We start from the raw sequence: 20,510 nt of genomic DNA on the forward strand, positions 1-20,510 counted from the left end.
GACTGCCGCCATACCTCAACTTAAGGCGGCGAAGAAAACGTCATGCAAGTTACCGAAGTCTCCATTGCCCAATTGCGCGCGGCGCTCGAATCCGGCCAGACCACGGCCGTTGAACTGGTGCAGGCTTACCTCGCGCGGATCGATGCCTACGACGGTCCGCAGACCGCTACCGCACTCAACGCCGTCGTCGTGCGCAACCCCGACGCCCTGAAGGAAGCCGAGGCCTCCGATGCCCGCCGGGCCAAGGGTGAAACCCTGGGGCCACTGGATGGCATTCCCTACACCGCCAAGGACAGCTACCTGGTCAAGGGGCTGACGGCCGCCTCCGGCAGCCCGGCCTTCGCCAAGCTGGTCGCCCAGCGCGATGCCTTCACCATCGAGCGCCTGCGCGCCGGTGGCGCCATCTGCCTGGGCAAGACCAACATGCCGCCGATGGCCAATGGCGGCATGCAGCGCGGCGTGTATGGCCGCGCGGAAAGCCCGTACAACGCCGACTACCTCACCGCGCCGTTTGCCTCCGGCTCATCCAACGGTGCCGGCACCGCCACCGCCGCCAGCTTCGCCGCCTTCGGCCTGGCGGAGGAAACCTGGTCCAGCGGGCGTGGCCCGGCGTCCAACAATGGCCTGTGCGCCTACACCCCGTCCCGTGGGGTGATTTCGGTGCGCGGCAACTGGCCGTTGACCCCGACCATGGACGTGGTGGTGCCCTACGCCCGCACCATGGCCGACCTGCTGGAAGTGCTCGACGTGGTAGTGGCTGAAGACCCGCACACCCGTGGCGACCTGTGGCGCCTGCAGCCGTGGGTGCCGATCCCCAGCGTCGCTTCGGTACGCCCGGCGTCTTACCCTGAATTGGCGGCGACGGCCGAATCCCTGGCCGGCAAACGCTTCGGCGTGCCGCGCATGTACATCAACGCCGACCCCGAGGCCGGCACCAGCGAGAAGCCCGGCATCGGCGGCCCCACCGGGCAGAAGATCAACACCCGCGCCAGCGTGATCGACTTATGGAAGGACGCACGCCAGGCCCTTGAAGCGGCCGGTGCAGAAGTCATCGAGGTGGATTTCCCGCTGGTGTCCAACTGCGAAGGCGACCGCCCCGGCGCGCCGACCGTGTTTACCCGGGGCCTGGTGTCCAGGGAATTCCTGCACGATGAACTGTGGGAACTGTCGGCCTGGGCCTTCGATGATTTCCTGCGCGCCAACAACGACCCGGCCCTGAACCGCCTGGCCGATGTGGACGGGCCGAAGATCTTCCCCCACGACCCCGGCACCTTGCCCAACCGTGAAGACGACCTGGCCGCCGGCATGGACGAGTACGTGCGCATGGCCGAGCGTGGCATCACCCCGTGGAACGAGATCAGCACCGTGCCCGATGGCCTGCGCGGCCTGGAGCAAACCCGGCGGATAGACCTGGAAGACTGGATGGATAAGCTCGGCCTCGACGCTGTGCTGTTCCCGACCGTGGCCGATGTGGGCCCGGCGGATGCCGACGTGAACGAAGCCAGTGCCGATATCGCCTGGAGCAATGGTGTGTGGGTGGCCAACGGCAACCTCGCCATCCGCCACCTGGGCGTGCCCACCGTTACCGTGCCCATGGGCGTGATGGCGGACATCGGCATGCCGGTCGGGCTGACCTTTGCCGGGCGCGCCTACGATGATTCGGCATTGCTGCGCTTTGCGGCGGCGTATGAAGCCACCGGCAGCAAACGCCTGATCCCGCCGCGCACGCCGCCGCTGGCGACAAACTAACTGATTCACTGTGGGAGGGGGTTTGCTCCCGATGAGGGCGTGTCAGTTGATGCATCGGTGGCTGACCCACTGCCATCGGGAGCAAGCCCCCTCCCACCGTTCTGAGCGCATTTCAAGTCAGGCCATATAGGGCACGGCAATCAGCAGGATTGCCGTGCCATGGCAGGCCGTCGCCGCCAACACGCCATGACGCATGCGCACCAGTGCGCAGGCCAGCCCTTCAATCAGGGTAAACAGCAACACCGGCCAGCCCAGTTGGGTCACGCTCAAGGCCAGGAAGGCATGGCAGCCGGCAAACGCCACGCCACTGATCAGCGCCGCTCGCAGCGGTGTCACCTGCTGTTCAAGGTAGCCCTGCAAAAACCCGCGAAACAACACTTCCTCCAGCGCATTGGCGCCATAGGCCAGCACCACCATGCCCGGCAGCCACACCCAGTAGCCGGGGATCGCGTGCGGCTCTATCCCTTGATAGAGCCGCAACGGCACACCGATCAGGCAACCGACCGCAAGCCCCACCGCCAGGCCCAGGGCGCGGTGGCCCCGGGTCCATACCACCAGGCGCCACAACTCCGGCGCCACCCGGACCAACCCTACGACCAGCAGCACCGACAGGCCACCCAGCGCCGCCAATACAAAGGCATTCGCGGTGAAGGCGATTTGCACGTCGTCACTGAGCGCCCACATGCCCAGGGGCGTCATCGCATCGCGTATCAGCACGAACGCCGCGAGCAGAATCAGGATGCGCATGGCCGGCAACGACTTCGGCGTCAACCCGAACCACAGGCCGAACAGCAGCAAGCCCGGCGCCAGGTGCAGGCCGTAGTTGAGCAGGACGACCAGGCCTTGGCTGACCATCAGTCGTGCGCGACCGCGATCATGTCGATCTCCACCGCCGCCGACTTCGGCAGTTGCATCACCCCCACCGACGTGCGCGAATGCACCCCGGCACCGCCGAGGATCTCGTGCAACAGGTCCGAGGCGCCGTTGGCCACTTCACTCTGCTGATCGAAGTCCTCGGCGCTGCGTACATACACGGTGATACGCGGGATGGCCTTGACCCGGTCCAGCGAACCGAGCGCTTGCTTGAGCAGGCCCAGGCAGCGCAATGCACTGATGCCGGCGGCGATTTGTGCCTGGCCCAGGGTCAAGGTGTCACCGACTTTACCCGGCAGCATGATCGTGTCGCCGACGCGAGGGATCTGCCCGCTGATGTACAGGTGGTTGCCGTCGCGCACCAGCGGCGTGTAGTTGCCGCCGACTTTGAATTCATCCAATTGATAGCCGAGGCGTTGTTGCACGGCTTGGTATTTTTCATCGGGCGTCATGGGCGTGCTTCCTCGTTGTGTCGTTGCCATTCATCCACCACGTCGCCCATGGTCTTGGGCGTTGCGTTGCGAATCCAGGCCATGAAAGGCCGGTCGAACTTGAACCCCGGCCCACAGTGTTCAAGCATGAAGCGTCGCACGTTCTTGGTGTTTTTATAGTGTGGGGTCACGGGAGTGGCGCGGGTGATGGGGTCGCTGTGCCAGTCAACATCCATTTTGTCTCTCCGGGATCTGGGGGGCGGGCAGTAGCATAGCGATGTGCTACTTGCACCGGAAGCGGGGTTTAAGCCAAACGAGGTGTTGAGACATCGTATAAGAAACTCAGATGTCCACCCCCCCCTTAAACGCCAATCCTTTCGAGATATTTCAAATTTTTCTTTCCTTCCCTGGGGAAAATATTGCATGGTTGTACGATGACTTAACGAGTCATATCCGCCCCCAACAACAATAAGGAAACACCCATGCAAAACGTCAAAGTGCTGATCGGATTTCTGTGCCTGTTCAGCGGCTATGTGGCCGCCGCCCCTGCCGCCGACAAAGACGTCGCCCAAGCGGTCGACCACCTCACCCAGGCCATGCTGCATAAAGACCTCAAGCAGCTCCAGAGCCTGACCGCCGAGAACCTCACCTACGGCCACTCCAGCGGCAAGATCCAGAACAAGCAGGAATTCATCGCCGACATCGAGACCGGGCGCAGCGGCTTCAAGACCCTGGAAATGCAGAAACAGACCATCACCCTGAGTGGCGATACCGCCCTGGTACGCAACCACTTCTCCGCCCTGGCGGTGAACAGCGGCAAGGAAGTGCCCACCGAAATCGAGAACTTCCAGATCTGGCAAAAACAGAAAGGCCACTGGCTGCTGATCGGTCGCCAGGCGTTTAAATTCTGATGGCTAGCGGTGGGCCATCGGGCTCACCACTGCACCACCTTGCGCACCTTCAGCAACGCCTCGCGCAGCGCCGGCATGTCCACCGAGCCCAAGGCCAGGCGCAATGCATGGGGCACGTGGGCCGAGACGGCGAAGGGCTCGGCGGTGGAGACGGAAATACCGTCACGCTGTAAGGCCATGGCGACTTGATCGGCGCGGGCCTCTTCCGCCAGGGGCAGCCACAAGAAATACGATGACGGGTGGCTGGTGTAGGCCAGCCCCTTGAGCACCTGCGCCGCCAAGGCTTGCCGCGCCCGCGCATCCTGGCGCTTTTGTGCTTCAAGTTGCGCCACCGTGCCATCCTCGAGCCAGGCCACCGCAATCGCACTCATCACCCCCGGCACGTTCCAGGTGGTGGCCATGATGGTGCGTTCCAGTGCTTTGACCCAACCCGAAGGGGCAGCGATAAACCCCACGCGCAGGCCGGTCGCGACACTTTTCGACAGCCCGCCCACGTAGACCGTGCGCTCCGGCGCCAATCTCGCCACGGGCAGCGGCACGTCCTCGGCCAGGAACGCGTAGGCCGCGTCCTCGATGATCATCAGGTTGTGCTCACGGGCAATCGCCACCAACTGCTCGCGCTGCGCCAGGCTCAGCACCCAGCCCAACGGGTTATGCAAGGTTGGCATGCTGTACACGGCACGCACCGGACGCTTGCGGCACAGGCTGTGCAGGTGGTCCAGGTCCGGGCCGTCGGCGGTGACCGGGATGGCGACAATTTCCAGGTGCAGGGTCTCGGCCAGCACCTTGAACCCCGAATACGTCAAGGCGTCGACGGCGATCACATCACCGGGCTTGAGCAAGGCCATCATGGTCACGGCCAACCCGTGCTGGGCGCCGCTGACCACCAGCACCTGTTCGGCCTCGACCGTCAGCCCTCGATTCAACAGGTGCCGCGCGACAGCGGCGCGCTCATGCAGGCGACCGGCGTGGGGCTGGTAACGCAGCAGCGCGTCGAGGTCGCCGGACAGTGCCAACTGGCGCAAGGCCGTGCGCAGCAAGTCGGCCTGGCCGGGCAAGGACGGGTAGTTGAAATTCAGATCGAGCATGCCCGCCGCCACACTCATCTGCCCGCTGCCCTGCCCCGGCGGCAGCGAGATTTCGCGCACGAAGGTGCCTCGGCCTGTTTCGCCGCTGACCAGGCCCATGGCCTCCAGCTCGGCGTACACCCGGCTCGCGGTGACCAACGCCAGGCCATGCTCGGCGGCCAGTTGGCGGTGGGTCGGCAGTCGCGTGCCGGGAGGCATGCTGCCTGAGCGAATGGCCTCGGCGAAGCTGTCGACCAACGACTTGTAGCGGGCACGGGGCATAAGCGATGTATCCATGACAATTTTTTGATTGTCTTTATCTTCAACCCTAGGATGCCTGCCACGCAACTCCTCCTTTCGGACGCCCCTTATGGAACGTACAGCTCCCCTCAGTAACCTGGACACCCGCACCCAAGGCTGGATCAACGGTTTTATCGGCGTAGTGATCTTCAGCGGCTCGTTGCCGGCCACGCGCTTGGCGGTGATGGAATTCGACCCGGTGTTCCTGACCATGATCCGCGCCGCCATTGCCGCGCTGTTGGGGCTGGCCTTGCTGGGGCTGTTCAAGGAGAAACGCCCCGCGCGCCAGCAATGGATGCCCCTGGCCATCGTCGCCCTCGGCGTGGTGATCGGCTTTCCCCTGCTCACCGCGCTGGCGCTGCAATACGTGACCTCCGCCCACTCCATCGTCTTCATCGGTTTGCTGCCGCTGGCGACCGCCGTGTTTGCTGTACTGCGTGGCGGCGAGCGTCCACGCCCGGTGTTCTGGCTGTTTTCGATCCTCGGCAGTCTGCTGGTGATGGGGTACGCCTTCGCCCAAGGCTTGAGCGCCGCACCGGCGGGTGACGTACTGATGCTGCTGGCGGTGCTGGTGTGCGGCCTGGGGTATGCCGAAGGCGCCAAACTGTCGCGCAGCCTGGGCGGCTGGCAGGTGATCTGCTGGGCGCTGGTGGTGTCGTTGCCGGTGGTGGTGCCGTTGAGCCTGGTGCTGGCGCCGTCGAGCGTCAGCGGCATCAGCCTGCCGGCCTGGCTGAGCCTGGGCTATGTGTCGCTGTTCAGCATGCTGATCGGCTTTGTGTTCTGGTATCGCGGCCTGGCCCAGGGTGGCATCGCCGCCGTCGGCCAATTGCAACTGCTGCAACCGTTCTTCGGCCTGGCGCTGGCAGCGGGCTTGCTGCATGAACAGGTCAGCCTGGGCATGCTGCTGGTGACGGTCGCGGTGATCGGCTGCGTGGCCGGGGCCAAGCGGTTCGCGCGCTAACGCTGGGGCGCGACCATCTTGAACTTGATGTTGATGTCGTCGGACACCACGCTGTTGCCGGCCCATTCGCCTTCGCCGATCCTGAAGTCGCCGCGCCTGAGGATGAACTCACCGTCGAACACGCCAATGCCATCCAGCTCCTTGAGCACCACGTTGACCGCCACCGGGCGCGTGGTGCCCTTGATCGTCAGGTTGCCGCTGATGTTGAAGCGGTTATCCCCCAAGGCCTTTACAGCGGTGGACTCATACACGCCCATCGGATAGGTCGCGGTATCGAACCACGAGGCCCGTTGCAGCTCGTCGTTGGCATCGGGGCTGCCGGCATCGATACTCGCCAGCTGGATCTTGAGCAAGGCATGTCCGCTTTCGGGCTTTTGCGTGTCAAAGCTCAGCGTGCCTTCGAAGTCGCCGAAGGTGCCATACACCCGCTGCCCCAACTGCTTATAGGTAAAACTGATCTGGCTGGCGGTGCGATTGACGTCGGTGTACTCCGCCGCCTGGGCACAGCCGATAGCACCCAGGACCAGGACCAACGGGAGAATTCGACGCTTCATGCCACGCTCCGCAAAAAAAGGATGTATTCCCATCAGGTGCCTGTGCTGCTAAACAGATTAGCCGCTCACAACAATAAGGACGCTGCATGCCCACCCCTTCTCTACAGGACATCACCGCGCCGGAAGGCATCTGCTACGGCTGCGGCGGCAGTAACCCCCATGGCTTGCATATCAAGAGCCGCTGGGATGCCGACGGTGTCCATCTCATCGCCGAACATCACCCCGAGGCAAAATACAGCGGCTGGCCCGACCTGGTCTACGGCGGCCTGATCGCCATGCTGGTGGACTGCCACTCCAACTGGACCGCCATGGCCTACCACTACCGTGCCGAACAGCGCGAACCCGGCAGCCTGCCGCGCATCGACTGCGTCACCGGCAACCTGGGGATCAAATTCATCAAGCCAACCCCCATGGGCGTCCCGCTCACCTTGCGTGCGCGGGTCGAGGGCGACGTGGGCCGCAAAAGCCGCGTGGTCTGCGAGGTGTACGCCGGCGAGGTGCTCACGGCCATCGGCGATTCGCTGTTCGTGCGCGTCGACACCCGCGAACTGGCTGCGGCCGCCCATGGCCGTGACAGCTGATCCTGGTCTACATTGACTGGCACCGCTAATCGAGGACCGAACCGATGACTCGTCTCACCGCGAAAGACTTTGCCCCCGAACTGCTGGAACTCTACGACGGCTACGCCCACGGCAAGCTCAACCGCCGCGAATTTCTCGACCGCGCGGCGCTGTTTACCTTTGGCGGCCTCACCGCCTCGGCCCTGCTGGCGGCCCTGAGCCCCAACTATGCCCTGGCCGAACAGGTGAAATTCACCGACCCGGACATCGTTGCCGACTACATCACCTACCCCTCGCCCAAGGGCAACGGCACCGTGCGTGGCTACCTGGTGCGCCCGGCCAAGGCCACCGGCAAGCTGCCGGCCGTGGTGGTGGTCCACGAAAACCGTGGCCTCAACCCCTACATCGAAGACGTCTCACGGCGCCTGGCCAAAGCCGGGTTTATCGCCCTCGCGCCGGACGGCCTGACCTCGGTGGGCGGCTATCCCGGCAACGATGAAAAAGGCGTGGCGCTGCAACAGACAGTCGACCCGACCAAGCTGATGAACGACTTCTTCGCCGCTATCGAATGGCTGATGCACCACGACAGCAGCACCGGCAAGGTCGGCATCACCGGCTTCTGTTATGGCGGCGGCGTGACCAATGCGGCGGCGGTGGCTTACCCGGAACTGGGCGCGGCGGTGTCGTTCTACGGGCGCCAGCCGGAAGCCAAGGACGTGCCGCGCATCAAGGCGCCGATCATGCTGCATTTCGGCGAGCTGGATACGCGGATCAACGAGGGGTGGCCGGCGTATGAAAAGGCCTTGAAGGCCGCCGGCACGACTTATGAAGCGTACATCTACAAGGGCGCCAACCATGGCTTCCATAACGATTCGACACCGCGTTATGACGAGGCCGCGGCGAATCTGGCGTGGGAAAGGACACTGGGTTGGTTCCGCAAATACCTGGCCTGAATACAGTCCAAATATGGGAGGAGGCAAGCCCCCTCCCACATTGATCGTCACCTCATTCCAGCTCAGTGTTCCAGCGCATACCGGCGGCAATGGTTGAGGTAGCCCTGCTCATGGCTGCCCACCAACTGCACCACGCTGGTCCATAACCACGACGGCGCATCCAATTGCCTGGAGCGGTTTTCCTGCAGCACCGCCATCCAGCCCTTGCGCGTCGCTCGGTCCATCTGCCGGGCATGGGCGATACCGACCACGCGCGCCAGGTAACCGGCGGCGTGCATGGCATCGAGTTCACTCAGTTCGTCCAGTTCCAGCTTCATGTCCTGGGGCAGCAGTTCGCGGATGAAAAAGCCATGGTCCAGAAACCGTGTCGCCACCATGCGTTCACCCAGGCCCGGCGACAGCTGGCGGGCGCCCTCCACCACTCGGCGGCCGTTGTCCCTGGGCATCTTCGCCCGTGCCGCGCGCGGTGCGGCGGCGCCGACGGCTTCCTTGATATCGATCAGGCAGTATTCCTCATCGCCCTTGTCGCCCACCCCCAGCAATACGGCGTAGCGCAGCAGGCCGAGGGAGCTGCAGCCCTTGACCCAGTAAGCCGAATCCAGCAGTTGGACCTTGGCGTCCTTGGGGCGGCCCTTGAGCGAGGTGACCAACTGATGGATGTCATCCGACGCGCAGACGCTTTCCAGCGCACTTTTTTCTGCCCGCGACAGCGACCAGAAATGCTTGCCCAGCGGGATCGTCGGCCGCACGTTGTCGATGCGCTCACGGGCCAGGCTTTTCCAGGTGCGCTCGACGGCGCTGCGCATCCCCGCCTTGACCTGGGACGGACGCGGCGGTACCTCGTCGGGCTTGTCCTTGAACGCCTGTTCATAGCCCACCATCATTTCTTCAAGCATGCGCGCGGTGGTCACGCCCGGCAGGTCCGAACCGCGCGCGGCGGTGGCCAGGGACAGCGCCAGGCGCACCAGGTCGTGGGCCGGGTTGCCGATCACGGCCTGGTCAAGGTCGCGGATATGCATATCGATGCGGCCCTTGTTGTCGCCGGTAGGCCCCAGGTTGCCCGCGTGGCAGTCGCCGCAGATCCAGATCGCCGGGCCTTGAGGCAGACGCCTGCCCATCTGGCTGTGCAGCCACTCGTAGAATTGCACGGTGCTGCCGCGCACATACGCGTGGGCGGAGCGTGCCATCTTCAAATTACGCAGTTGGGTGAGGTGTGGCATGCGAGCGGAGGGGCGCGGTATTTTCATGGAATAACTCAGTGCAGGTGTAGCGGTAGAACGCCGGCCCCGAGCAAATGTTTCATTATGTTTCAGAAATAAACTCAGACACGCCCACTCTCCTCCAGCAACCACGCCTTGAAGGCCTGCATGGCCGAGGTCTCGGCCCGCGACTGCAGGCGCGTCAGCCAGTAGCTGCCGGTGCTGATGCCGACGTCGAAGGGCTGGCGAATCACATCACTCTCCAGTTGCCGCGAGAACATCATCGCCGGCGCCAGCGCCACGCCGCTGCCTTGCAGTGCCGCCTCCATCATCGCCAGCGACGAGTCGAACACGATGCTGCGCGGTACCAGGGTGTCGGCGGGCAGCCCGGCGGCCTGAAGCCACAGGCTCCACTCATCCGCGCGGTAGGAGCGCAGCAGCGTGTGTTTCAACAGGTCGGCCGGCGTGTGCAACTGCGCGGCGAGTGACGGCACACACAGTACCGTCAGCGGCGCTTCCAGCAACTCCAGCGCATCCGTGCCGTGCCAGGCACCTGCACCGAAACGGATCGCGTAATCCAGGCCTTCGGCAGCCACGTCGACGCGGTTGTTGTGGGTGGACAGGCGCAGGTCGATGAACGGGTAGCGGCTCTGGAAGTCCGCCAGACGTGGCAGCAGCCAGCCGACGGCAAAGGTGCCGACCGCGCCCACGGTGAGTACCTCGCGGTAATGCCCGCCCTCGAACTGACCCAAGGTGTGGGCAATACGGTCGAACGACTCGCGCACCACCGGCAGCAGGGTTTCGCCCTCGCGGGTGAGCATCAACCCGCGGGGCAGGCGCTTGAACAAGGTGACAGTGAGCTGCGCCTCCAGGCTCTTGACCTGATGGCTGACCGCCGCCTGGGTCACGCATAACTCGATGGCGGCGCGGGTAAAACTCAAATGTCGGGCGGCCGCTTCGAAGGCGCGCAAGGCGTTCAACGGTAAGTGGGAGCGGAGCATATTGACCCCAATATTTCTAATGACTGCTGCGAGATATCATCGTTTGCCCAGGACCGGCGAACGGCCTACATTTGCCTCGCCCGCGCAGGCCCTTCATTCAATCGATCATTCTCATGGAAGCGTTATCATGCCCCAACATTTACTGTCTGGCGTGCGTAATTTCACCGCCCTCGCGGTGTTTATCGCCGCCGGCAACTGCCTGGCGGCCACCGACCTGCAGGCGGTGGTGGATGCCAATGTAAAACCGCTGATGCAGCAGCAGTCGATTAACGGCCTGGTGGTCGGCGTGGTGCGGGCCGGCAAGGCGCAATACTTTAACTACGGCGTCGCCGCCACCGACACTCGCCAGCCGGTCAGCGAAAACACCCTGTTCGAAGTGGGCTCGGTGAGCAAAACCTTCACCGCGACCCTGGCCGGTTACGCGGTAGCCCGCGGCAAACTCACGCTCTCCGACCCGGCCAGCCATTACCTGCCGGCACTGGGCGGCGACAAGTTCGACCACATCAGCGTGCTCAACCTCGGCACCTATACCGCCGGCGGCTTGCCCCTGCAATTCCCCGCCAACGCGGATAACAGCCAGCGCATGATCAGCTACTTCCAGCAGTGGCAACCCGACTTCGCCCCTGGCACCCAGCGCCTGTATTCCAACCCGAGCCTGGGGTTGTTCGGCTACCTGGCGGCGCAGAGCCTCAAGCAGCCGTTCGATCAGGCGATGGAAAAGACCCTGTTGCCCGCGCTCGGGCTCAAGCACACCTTCATCAAGGTGCCGCAGAGCCAGATGAGCCTGTACGCCCAAGGCTATGGCAAAGATGGCAAACCGGTACGCGTCGGCCCCGGCGCCCTGGACAGCGAGGCCTACGGCATCAAGACCAGCGCTGCGGACTTGCTGAAGTACGTTGACGCGAACATGCACCCGGCGACGCTGGATAAAACCCTGCAGCAGGCGATCAGCGTGACTCACACGGGCTACTACAGCGTGGACGGCATGACCCAGGGCCTGGGTTGGGAAATGTACCCCTACCCCATCCCGCTCGATAGGTTGATGGCCGGCAACTCCACACCCATGGCAATGGAACCGCACACGGTCAACTGGCTGACCCCGCCCCAGGCGCCCCACGCCGACACCCTGGTGAACAAGACCGGCTCCACCAATGGGTTTGGCGCCTACGTGGCGTACGTGCCGAGCAAGGGAGTGGGCGTGGTGATATTGGCGAACAAGAACTACCCGAATGCCGAACGGGTAAAGGTCGCCCATGCAATCTTGAGTGCGCTGGACCACTAACGATGGAGGGGCCGGTGCGACGATTCGACTGGCCCCCTCCCACCTATTGACCCGCGCTACATCCCCAGCCAATGCGGCAAGGCCAGCGAGATAAACGGCAAGTACGTGACCATGATCAGGAACACCAACAGGATCATCAGCCACGGCAACGCCGCACGAATAGTCTGCCCCAGCGTCAACCCGGTCACCGCCGAGGTCACGAACAGGTTCAGCCCCACCGGTGGGTGCACCAGGCCGATTTCCATATTGACCACCATCACGATGCCCAGGTGAATCGGGTCGATGCCCAGCTTCATGGCGATCGGGAAGAAGATCGGCGCCAGGATCAGCACGATGGCCGAAGGCTCCATGAAACTGCCGGCGATCAGCAGTACCACGTTGACCATGATCAAAAAGCCAATCGGCGTCAGGCCCTCGGACAGCACCCAGGCGGTGATTTCCTGAGGGATCTGCTCGGTGGTCAGCACATGGGCGAAGAGCATGGCATTGGCGATGATAAACATCAGCATGATCGCCAGGCGCCCGGACTCCAGCAGCACCTTGGGGCAGTCGCGCAGCTTCATGTCCTTGTAGACGAACAACGCCACGAACGCCGAGTACACCGCCGCCACCGCCGCCGCTTCGGTGGGGGTGAACATGCCGCTGTAGATGCCGCCGAGGATTATCACCAGCAACAACAGGCCCCAGAACGCGCGGCGCGCACAGCCCAGCCACTCACGAAACGTCGCCCGTGGCTGGGCCGGCAGCTTCTTAATGCGCGCGACAATGTAGATCGCCACCATCAGCATCAGGCCCAGCAGCAAGCCCGGGATCACCCCGGCCATGAACAGCTTGCCCACCGAGGTTTCCGTCGCCGCCGAGTACACCACCATCACGATCGACGGCGGAATCAGGATGCCCAGGGTGCCAGCGTTGCAGATGATCCCCGCGCCGAATTCCTTCGGATAACCGGAGCGCACCATGCCCGCCACCGCAATCGAACCCACCGCCGCCACCGTCGCCGGGGATGAGCCGGACAGCGCCGCAAACAGCATGCATGCCAGCACCGCCGCAATCGCCAGGCCGCCACGGATATGCCCGACACAGGCGTTGGCAAAGTCGATCAGCCGCTGCGCCACGCCGCCGGTGGTCATGAACGCACCAGAGAGCAGGAAGAACGGGATCGCCAGGAAGGTATAGGCGTCGGAGGTTTCGAACAGCTTGATCGCCAGGGAACTGACCGAGTCCGGGCTGAACATCAGGATCGACACCGCGCCCGACAAACCCAGCGCGATGGCAATCGGCACGCCGAGGAACATGAACACGAACAACAGCAGGAACAGACAGAGCACGGCCATCAGTGACGCTCCCCATGGCTGCCGGCCAACTTGCTGGCCTCACCGGCCTCGTCGGCCAGCCCCAACCCGACCTGACGACGGGTAAAGATGCGGTAGAAAATTTCCAGGTAGCGGATAAACACCAGGGCAAAACCGATGGGCACGATGATCACGATGTCACCCACGTCGATGCCGAACTTATCGAGGTCTTCGGCGCCGATATGGGCGGTCATCACCGCGCTGACCCACTTGTAGCTGGCGACCATGAACAGCCCGGCATAGGCCAGGCAACACAGGCAGGCGAGCATGCCCAGCACGCGCTGCACCGGACGCCGGGTCAGCTTGACCAGCGCGTCCACCCCCAGGTGCCCGGCGGTGCGCACCCCATAGGAAATGCCGAAGAAAATCAGCCAGCCGAACATGGCCTTGGTCAGCGCAACGCTCCAGGTCATGTCCTGGGCCCAGGTCATGGTGCCGTCGCCCAGGGCGCTGAAGAAGTTGCTGCTGAAGGCCCACTTGTCGGCCAGGGCAAAGAACAGCGTGTAGATGTTGTTGAGCATGACGTAGACGAATGTCACCAGGGTCATGGCCGCCAGCAGGAAGGCAATAAAGCCTTCCTCCAGGTGCTCCCAGACGCGCCTTAGCGTTTGCATGGCAAAACCTCGCGAAAGCAAAATGAGATGTCAGGGCGGAAACCGGCCTTTACTGGTTGGCGGAATCCGCCGCCTTGATCAGATCAGCCCCGATCTCGCCTTCGAACTTCTGCCATACCGGGCGCATCGCGTCGCGCCACAACTGGCGTTGCTCGGGGGTCAGCTCGATGATTTCGCTGGTCCTGGCCTCGACGATCTTCTGCCTGGCCGACTGGTTCAGGGCTTCGGCCTGTTTGTTCACCTCGACGGTGACCTCGACCATGACCTGCTCCAGGGTGCTGCGGATGTCGGGCGGCAGGCCGTTCCAGAACGTGGCATTGGTGATGACCATGTAGTCGATCAGGCCATGGTTGGATTCGGTGAAGTACTTCTGCACTTCGTTGACCTTCTGGCTTTCATAGTTCGACCAGGTGTTCTCGGTGCCATTCACGGTGCCGGTCTGCAAGCCCTGGTACACCTCGGCAAAGCTCATCTTGCGCGGGTTGGCGCGGATCGCCTTGAACTGCTCCTCCAGCACGCTGGAGGCCTGCACACGGAATTTCAGGCCACGGGCGTCCTTGGGTTCATGCAGCGCCTTGTTGGCGGAGAGTTGCTTGAGGCCGTTGTGCCAATAAGCCAGGCCGAGGATGTTCTTGTTCTGCATCGAGGTCAGCAGTTGCTTGCCCTCGGCGGCCTGGAAGCGGTCGACGGCGGCCAGGTCGTTGAACAGGAACGGCAGGTCATAGATCTGCACTTGCCGGGTGTATTGCTCGAACTTGGCCAGGGACGGCGCCAGCATCTGCACGTCGCCCAGCAGCAGGGCTTCCATTTCCTTGCCGTCACCGAACAGTGACGAGTTGGGGTACACCTCGACCTTGACCTTGCCCGGCAAGCGCTCTTCGGCGAGCTTCTTGAACAGCAACGCGCCCTGGCCCTTGGGGGTGTTTTCAGCGACCACGTGGGCGAACTTGATCACGATCGGGTCCGCCGCCTGGGCCAGGCCTGCGGCAAACAAGGTGGCGGCGCAGAACAGCGCCCGAGAAAGCTTGAGCATGGAAATCACCTTCTTATTGTTGTGTTGTAGGGCAAGGTGCCTGATATGACGCGTGTAGTGAATTTCGAATTTTTGATACCTGCGTTCGGCCACGCCGAACACCAACCTCAAGAAAAATGCAGTTCCCCCTCCCACCTTTGATTCAGTTCCGTCAGCTATGACTGTGCGAGCAACCGCTGCGCCCGCAACAAGACCGGCGCATCCACCATCTGCCCATCAATCTGATAAGCCCCCGCCCCATGCGCCCCGGCGTCCACCACCCGCTGCGCCCAGGCCAGGTCTGCGGCGCTGGGCGCCAACGCTTCATGGATCACCGCCACCTGCCTGGGATGGATACACAACGCGCCGGCAAAGCCCATTTCATAGGCATGCCGGATCGAACGGCGCAGGCCGTCGGGGTCGTCGATGGCCGGGTGCACGCCATCCAGTGGCGCCACCAGGCCAGCCGCGCGGGAGTGCACGATCAGCGCCAGGCGTGCCTGGTCGAGGGCGAACTGCGCGGCCGGGGAGTTGCTGCTCAGGTTGAGGTCCAGTGCCAGGTCCAGGCCGCCGAATGACAGACGTTCGACCTGCGGCGCCCGGGCGATGTCGGCCAGCGCCAGCAAGCCGCGGGCGCTTTCGATAATCGGCCAGATCAGCTTGCCCGCCGTGGCGACCACCGCCACCTGGGCCGCGCTTTCCACTTTCGGCAGGAGTACACCCGCCACGTTGGCGTAGGCTTTGCAGAACGCCACATCGTCGAAATGCCCGGCATGTTCCGGCGCGTTGATGCGCACCCACACCCGGGCCTGCGGATGAGCTTGCAGAAACGCTGCGAGGTTATCCCGCGCCTGGCGCTTGAGCGGCTCTTCCACCGCGTCTTCGAAATCCACGATCACGGCGTCGGCGCCACTGGCCAGCGCCTTGGCAAAGCGTTCCGGTCGGCTGCCGGGAACAAACAGCGCAGAGCGCACAAGAGGATTTGGCATAACGGACTTCCTTATTAGATAACGCCGCGCGCACGCAGGCTGTCGATGGCATCGCCGGAGTAACCGAGCTGCTCGAGGATGCCCTGACTGTGCTGCCCCAGCGCCGGTACAGCGTCCATGCGCGGGGTAAACGCCCCGTTGCGCGCCGGCGGCAACAGCGACGGCAACGGCCCGGCAGGGCTTGCGACTTCACGCCAACTGTCGCGGGCCTTGAGCTGCGGGTGGTCCCACACGCCTTGCATATCGTTGACGCGGGCGCTGGCGATCTGCGCGTCCTCCAGGCGCTGGATCACGGCCTCGGCATCCAGTTGGGCAAAGCTGTCGACGATGATCTGGCGCAGCGCCTCGCGGTTGGCCGAGCGCTTGAAGTTGGCGCCGAAGCGCTCATCCGTCGCCAGCCCAGGCGTGAGCAGCACCTTGTCGCAGAACGCTGCCCATTCGCGCTCATTCTGCAAACCGAGCATCACCGTGCCGCCGTCACCGGTGGGAAACGGCCCGTAGGGGTAGATGGTCGAATGCGCCGCGCCGGCACGCGGCGGCGGCGGCGCACCGTCGAAGGCGTAGTACATCGGGTAGCCCATCCATTCCACCAGGCTTTCGAGCATGCTCACGTCGATGCGGCTGCCCTGCCCCGTCTTGCCGCGCAGCAGCAGTGCGGAAAGGATGCCGCTGTAGGCGTACATGCCAGCGGAGATGTCGGCGATGGAGCAACCGGCCTTGGCCATCTGCTCGTCACCCGGGCCACCGGTCACCGAGAGAAAGCCGCCCTCGCTCTGGATCAGCAGGTCATAGGCTTTCTTTTTCTCGTAGGGCCCGCCTTCGCCGTAGCCGGAAATGTCGCAGACGATCAGCCGTGGAAAGCGTGCATGCAGCGCCTCGAACGACAGGCCCATACGCGCCGCCGCGCCCGGTGCAAGGTTCTGCACCAGCACATCGGCCTCCGCCAGCAGGCTGTCGAGGATGGCGTCGGCTTCGTCCTGCTTGAGGTCCAGGGTGAGGCTTTCCTTGGAGCGGTTGGTCCACACGAAATGCGAGGCCAGGCCACGCACGCGCTCGTCGTAGCCACGGGCGAAGTCACCGGCACCGGGGCGTTCGATCTTGATCACGCGGGCGCCGAGGTCGGCCAGTTGACGGGTGCAAAAGGGCGCGGCGATCGCGTGTTCCAGGCTGACAACGGTGATGCCGTCCAGCGGTCGTGGGTCAGTCATGACAGTTCCTCAGAGCCAGTGGGCCATGGACGCGGCGTTGCGCACATCCCAGACCTTGGCGATCAATGTGTCGGCCTGGGCCGGTGTGCAGGCGTGACTGAACCGGGCGAGGCGCTGGAATTTATCCGCCAGCTCTGCACGGCTCAGGGTGTTGCCCGGGTCGCCCTTGGGCTCGTCGATGGCACCGTGCAGGGTGCGGCCGTCAACCGTGGTGACGGTGACGCGGCCGAGCCAGCGCTGCGGGTAGGCGCCATCGACCTCGGGGTCGAGGGTCATGCTGACCCTGTCGCGAAAGGCGGCGACGGCGGGATCGGTCAACGCGTACTCATGGAACTCGGTGAGCCCGGCCTTGCCATGCACGGCGATCAACCCCAGCACGGTGCCCATGGAGAACTTGGCCTGATGCACGCTGGCCGGCACGCTTACCCGCCCCAGTACATCGATGGCGCCTTGGTGCACACGGGTTTCCACACGGGCGATATCGACGGCCTCCAGACCTTCGCGTTTCATCAACGCCAGCAACGCATCGGCGGCCGGATGGGTATGGCGGCACGACGCATGGAACTTGAACGAGGTCTCCAGCAGCGCCCAACGGCTACCAAGGCCAGCCGACAATTTGCTCGGTTCGGCATCCGTGGACATGCCCGCCGCCAGGCCCTGGTCGCCTTCGAGGATATTGCGCGCACCGGTCAAGCCATCCGCCGTCAGGTACGCGGCGAGCAAACCGTCCGCGGCCGCCTTGGCCGTGTGCAGTTGCTTGGAGTCGGCGGCATCGCGCAGGAACTCCCACAGCCCGGCGGCCTGGGTGCCGGCGCTGCCGAGCAGATGGATGAACTGGTCCTGATTGAAATCCAGCAACTTGCCCACCGCCACGGCCGCCGCCAGGGTGCCCACCGTGGCCGTGGTGTGGAAGATGCGGTAGTGGGAGCGCCCCATGAATTCGCCGATGCGGATTCCGGCTTCATAACCGGCTACCGAGGCCAGCAACAAGTCCCGGCCGGATTTACCGAGGTCCTGGGCGGCGGCCAAGGCAGCGGGAAACACCACGGTGGCCGGGTGCAGCACCGAGCTGTTGTGCAGGTCATCCTGCTCCACCAGGTGGGACGAGGCGCCGTTGACCAGCGCGGCGAAATACGCGCTGCTGCCGGTGCCATTGACGATCACCTGGGCCGGGCCGCTGCTGGGGCCCATCTTCTGCGCATAGCGCTCGAACAACGGGATCGGGTGCGCGCCCTGGCTGGCCAACGCGGACGCCAGCCAATCCAGGAACAGGTCTTCGGTGCGCGCCAGCACGGGTTCGGGCAATTGCTCGTAGGTCAGCTCGGCCAGGAACCGACACAGGGCTTGGGTATGGCTCATGGGCAGGCCCTCAGAAACTGCGTGGCAGCTCGAGCAGGTGCTCGGCCACGTAGGACAGGATCAGGTTGGTGGAGATCGGCGCCACCTGGTACAGGCGCGTCTCGCGGAATTTGCGCTCGACGTCGTACTCACAGGCAAAGCCAAAGCCGCCGTGGGTCTGCAGGCAGGCATTGGCCGCTTCCCAGGACGCCTTGGCCGCCAGGTACTTGGCCATGTTCGCGCTGGCGCCGACATTCACGCCGCTGTCGTATTCCGCACAGGCGCGCCAGCGCATCAGGTCGGCCGCCTCGACTTCGATATGGGCTTCGGCAATCGGAAACTGCACGCCCTGGTTCTGCCCGATGGGCCGGCCGAACACCACGCGGTCGCGGGCGTAGGCGCTGGCCTTGTCGATAAACCAGCGGCCGTCGCCGATGCATTCGGCAGCGATCAGGGTGCGTTCGGCATTGAGGCCGTCGAGGATGTATTTGAAGCCCTTGCCCTCTTCGCCGATCAAGCCATCGAGGGGCAGTTCAAGGTTGTCGAAGAACAACTCATTGGTCTCGTGGTTGACCATGTTCGCGATGGGCTGCACGGTCAGGCCGTTGCCGATGGCCTCACGCAGATCGACCAGGAAGATCGACATGCCTTCGGACTTTTTCTTCACCTCGGCCAACGGTGTGGTGCGCGCCAGCAGGATCATCAGGTCGGAATGCTGCACCCGCGAGATCCAGACTTTCTGGCCGTTGATCACGTATTTGTCGCCACGCTTGATCGCGGTGGTCTTGATCTTGGTGGTGTCGGTGCCGGTGGTGGGCTCGGTGACCGCCATGGATTGCAGGCGCAATTCGCCACTGGCGAGCTTGGGCAGGTAGAAGCGTTTTTGCGCCTCGCTGCCGTGACGCAACAGGGTGAACATGTTGTACATCTGCCCGTGCACGGTGCCGGAGTTACCGCCGCAGCGGTTCACCTCCTCGAGGATCACCGAGGCTTCGGCCAGGCCCAGGCCGGAGCCGCCGTACTCCTCGGGAATCATCGCCGACAGCCAGCCGGCGTCGGTCAGCGCCTTGACGAAGGCTTCGGGGAAGCCCTTTTCTTCGTCGATCCGGCGCCAGTAGGCCGCGTCGAATGCGGCGCACAAGGCGCGCACGCCGTCGCGGATGGCATTGAGTGCTTCGTTGTCATTCGGGTTCATCTCACGGCTCTCCGCCTGTTGTTCTTGGCTTATTCGAAATGCACTTCAGCGGTTTGCGCCAGGCCATCGGTATTCCCGGCCCACAACGCCGCCACTCCGGTTTCACTGATGCGACCGCCCACGTCGAACGGCTGCGGCGCAATCAACGGGCGCACGCCGCGATAGGCAAAGCGGCGCACGCTGGCTTCGGGATGGGCGCGGCAAAACGAGCGCAGGCTCAAGGTCGCGATCAGCGGGCCATGCACCACCAGCCCGGCGTAGCCTTCGGTGCCGGTGACATAGGGGTAGTCGTAGTGAATGCGGTGACCGTTGAAGGTCACGGCGCTGTAGCGAAACAGCAGGGTCGGCGTGGGGTCGATGGTTTCCTGCCACTCACCCTGGGCCGGGGCCTCGCCGCTGCCCGGCTTGGGCGGCGTCGGCTCGCGGTAGACGATGTCCTGTTCTTCGCGGATCGCCAGGCGACCGTCCTGGGCATAGTCGTGGCGCACGGTGACAAACAACAGCGAGCCGCTGCGGCCGGTCTTTTCTTCGACCTGGGTGATGGTCGACACACGGGTCGCCGCTTCGCCGGCCCGCAGCGGGTGCAGGAACTCGATACGCCCGCCCGCCCACATGCGGTTGCGGTTATCCGCCGGCGGCAGGAAGCCGCCACGGGCCGGGTGGCCGTCGCCGCCCAGGGCACTTTCCGGCAGCGGGTCCTGGAAGAAGCACCACTGCCACAGCGGCGGCAGGTCCGCGCCCTGCTCGGGGACGGCTTCGCCAAAGGTGGCGGCAATGCGTTTGAGCAGGTTATGGCTCAGGTGGTCGTGGGCGGTTTCGCTTCGGCCGATCCAGTCAGTGGCGCTCATCGGGTACAGGTCCTCGGGCAGTGAGTGTCTGCCCCGGATCATGCAAGCACGGGCCCGTTCTGAGAATTTGCATTTCAATAAACCAGCGTTCGGTTATGCTGAACGCCGCA

Annotated in this window: 21 protein-coding genes; 6 read left to right on the plus strand and 15 right to left on the minus strand. The window is 64.0% G+C overall.

Going from position 1 to position 20,510, the window contains the following annotated elements:
* The first annotated feature begins 42 nt into the window (after window positions 1-42).
* Window positions 43-1,749, plus strand: a complete 1,707-nt coding sequence (locus tag J3D60_RS07295) for an amidase (protein ID WP_027608516.1) — start codon at window positions 43-45, stop codon at window positions 1,747-1,749.
* A gap of 117 nt (window positions 1,750-1,866) precedes the next feature.
* Here the strand turns inward: J3D60_RS07295 and J3D60_RS07300 are convergent, their stop codons facing one another.
* The 3 genes from J3D60_RS07300 to J3D60_RS07310 are packed head-to-tail and all read right to left on the minus strand — an operon-like array spanning window position 1,867 to window position 3,289.
* Entirely contained in the window at window positions 1,867-2,604 is a 738-nt protein-coding gene (locus tag J3D60_RS07300) for a CPBP family intramembrane glutamic endopeptidase (RefSeq protein ID WP_253490651.1), read from the minus strand.
* The gene (locus tag J3D60_RS07305) at window positions 2,604-3,074 is read right to left on the minus strand and encodes a RidA family protein (RefSeq protein ID WP_253490653.1); all 471 of its coding nucleotides are present in this window, start codon (window positions 3,072-3,074) and stop codon (window positions 2,604-2,606) included. The genes J3D60_RS07300 and J3D60_RS07305 overlap by 1 nt, the downstream gene beginning before the upstream one ends.
* Window positions 3,071-3,289 carry a DUF6434 domain-containing protein gene (locus tag J3D60_RS07310; protein ID WP_065942065.1) on the minus strand — a complete coding sequence of 73 codons (219 nt, stop codon included), beginning with the start codon at window positions 3,287-3,289 and terminating at the stop codon, window positions 3,071-3,073. The genes J3D60_RS07305 and J3D60_RS07310 overlap by 4 nt, the downstream gene beginning before the upstream one ends.
* Before the next feature lie 246 nt (window positions 3,290-3,535).
* Between J3D60_RS07310 and J3D60_RS07315 the strand changes: the two genes are divergently transcribed.
* Window positions 3,536-3,964: a nuclear transport factor 2 family protein gene (locus J3D60_RS07315; RefSeq protein ID WP_024075865.1), complete on the plus strand. Its 429-nt coding sequence runs from the start codon at window positions 3,536-3,538 to the stop codon at window positions 3,962-3,964.
* A gap of 23 nt (window positions 3,965-3,987) precedes the next feature.
* On the opposite strand, the gene J3D60_RS07320 is transcribed toward J3D60_RS07315, so the two are convergent.
* Window positions 3,988-5,313 carry a PLP-dependent aminotransferase family protein gene (locus tag J3D60_RS07320; RefSeq protein ID WP_253490655.1) on the minus strand — a complete coding sequence of 442 codons (1,326 nt, stop codon included), beginning with the start codon at window positions 5,311-5,313 and terminating at the stop codon, window positions 3,988-3,990.
* An 88-nt stretch (window positions 5,314-5,401) separates the two neighbouring features.
* On the opposite strand from J3D60_RS07320, the gene J3D60_RS07325 reads away from it, so the two are divergent.
* A complete protein-coding gene (locus J3D60_RS07325; protein WP_253490657.1) occupies window positions 5,402-6,292 on the plus strand; it encodes a DMT family transporter in 891 nt (296 codons plus the stop codon).
* On the opposite strand, the gene J3D60_RS07330 is transcribed toward J3D60_RS07325, so the two are convergent.
* Window positions 6,289-6,846 carry a YceI family protein gene (locus J3D60_RS07330; protein ID WP_253490659.1) on the minus strand — a complete coding sequence of 186 codons (558 nt, stop codon included), beginning with the start codon at window positions 6,844-6,846 and terminating at the stop codon, window positions 6,289-6,291. The two genes, J3D60_RS07325 and J3D60_RS07330, sit on opposite strands and share 4 nt — an antisense overlap.
* An 86-nt stretch (window positions 6,847-6,932) precedes the next feature.
* Here J3D60_RS07330 and J3D60_RS07335 point away from each other — a divergent pair, with 86 nt between their 5' ends.
* Together J3D60_RS07335 and yghX are read left to right on the plus strand one after the other, a co-directional pair.
* Complete coding sequence (locus tag J3D60_RS07335) at window positions 6,933-7,427, plus strand: PaaI family thioesterase (RefSeq protein WP_253490661.1); 495 nt, start codon at window positions 6,933-6,935, stop codon at window positions 7,425-7,427.
* Between the two features lie 44 nt (window positions 7,428-7,471).
* Window positions 7,472-8,359 (plus strand): YghX family hydrolase, encoded by an 888-nt coding sequence (gene yghX / locus J3D60_RS07340; RefSeq protein ID WP_253490663.1) that lies wholly within the window; start codon window positions 7,472-7,474, stop codon window positions 8,357-8,359.
* A gap of 62 nt (window positions 8,360-8,421) precedes the next feature.
* Here yghX and J3D60_RS07345 read toward each other — a convergent pair whose 3' ends face one another.
* A complete protein-coding gene (locus tag J3D60_RS07345) occupies window positions 8,422-9,606 on the minus strand; it encodes a DUF2252 family protein (RefSeq protein WP_253490665.1) in 1,185 nt (394 codons plus the stop codon).
* Between the two features lie 74 nt (window positions 9,607-9,680).
* Entirely contained in the window at window positions 9,681-10,559 is an 879-nt protein-coding gene (locus J3D60_RS07350) for a LysR family transcriptional regulator (RefSeq protein WP_253490667.1), read from the minus strand.
* A gap of 127 nt (window positions 10,560-10,686) precedes the next feature.
* Here J3D60_RS07350 and ampC point away from each other — a divergent pair, with 127 nt between their 5' ends.
* Window positions 10,687-11,841, plus strand: coding sequence for a class C beta-lactamase (ampC, locus tag J3D60_RS07355; protein WP_253490668.1), 1,155 nt, complete (start codon window positions 10,687-10,689; stop codon window positions 11,839-11,841).
* 56 nt (window positions 11,842-11,897) lie between these two features.
* On the opposite strand, the gene dctM is transcribed toward ampC, so the two are convergent.
* From dctM to J3D60_RS07395, 8 genes are all read right to left on the minus strand, one after another.
* The gene (dctM, locus tag J3D60_RS07360; protein ID WP_065942056.1) at window positions 11,898-13,178 is read right to left on the minus strand and encodes a C4-dicarboxylate TRAP transporter large permease protein DctM; all 1,281 of its coding nucleotides are present in this window, start codon (window positions 13,176-13,178) and stop codon (window positions 11,898-11,900) included.
* Entirely contained in the window at window positions 13,178-13,810 is a 633-nt protein-coding gene (locus tag J3D60_RS07365; protein WP_027608529.1) for a TRAP transporter small permease, read from the minus strand. The genes dctM and J3D60_RS07365 overlap by 1 nt, the downstream gene beginning before the upstream one ends.
* Before the next feature lie 49 nt (window positions 13,811-13,859).
* A complete protein-coding gene (locus tag J3D60_RS07370) occupies window positions 13,860-14,843 on the minus strand; it encodes a TRAP transporter substrate-binding protein (RefSeq protein WP_253490670.1) in 984 nt (327 codons plus the stop codon).
* 155 nt (window positions 14,844-14,998) lie between these two features.
* Entirely contained in the window at window positions 14,999-15,811 is an 813-nt protein-coding gene (locus J3D60_RS07375) for a CoA ester lyase (RefSeq protein ID WP_253490672.1), read from the minus strand.
* Between the two features lie 14 nt (window positions 15,812-15,825).
* A complete protein-coding gene (locus J3D60_RS07380) occupies window positions 15,826-17,019 on the minus strand; it encodes a CaiB/BaiF CoA-transferase family protein (RefSeq protein ID WP_253490674.1) in 1,194 nt (397 codons plus the stop codon).
* 9 nt (window positions 17,020-17,028) lie between these two features.
* Window positions 17,029-18,378: an MmgE/PrpD family protein gene (locus J3D60_RS07385; protein WP_253490676.1), complete on the minus strand. Its 1,350-nt coding sequence runs from the start codon at window positions 18,376-18,378 to the stop codon at window positions 17,029-17,031.
* Between the two features lie 10 nt (window positions 18,379-18,388).
* Complete coding sequence (locus tag J3D60_RS07390; protein ID WP_253490678.1) at window positions 18,389-19,552, minus strand: acyl-CoA dehydrogenase family protein; 1,164 nt, start codon at window positions 19,550-19,552, stop codon at window positions 18,389-18,391.
* Between the two features lie 29 nt (window positions 19,553-19,581).
* Window positions 19,582-20,400 (minus strand): MaoC family dehydratase N-terminal domain-containing protein, encoded by an 819-nt coding sequence (locus J3D60_RS07395; protein ID WP_065942126.1) that lies wholly within the window; start codon window positions 20,398-20,400, stop codon window positions 19,582-19,584.
* Window positions 20,401-20,510 lie beyond the last annotated feature (110 nt).

It is taken from the genome of Pseudomonas sp. S3E17 (genome assembly GCF_024168685.1).
GTDB lineage: Bacteria > Pseudomonadota > Gammaproteobacteria > Pseudomonadales > Pseudomonadaceae > Aquipseudomonas > Aquipseudomonas marginalis.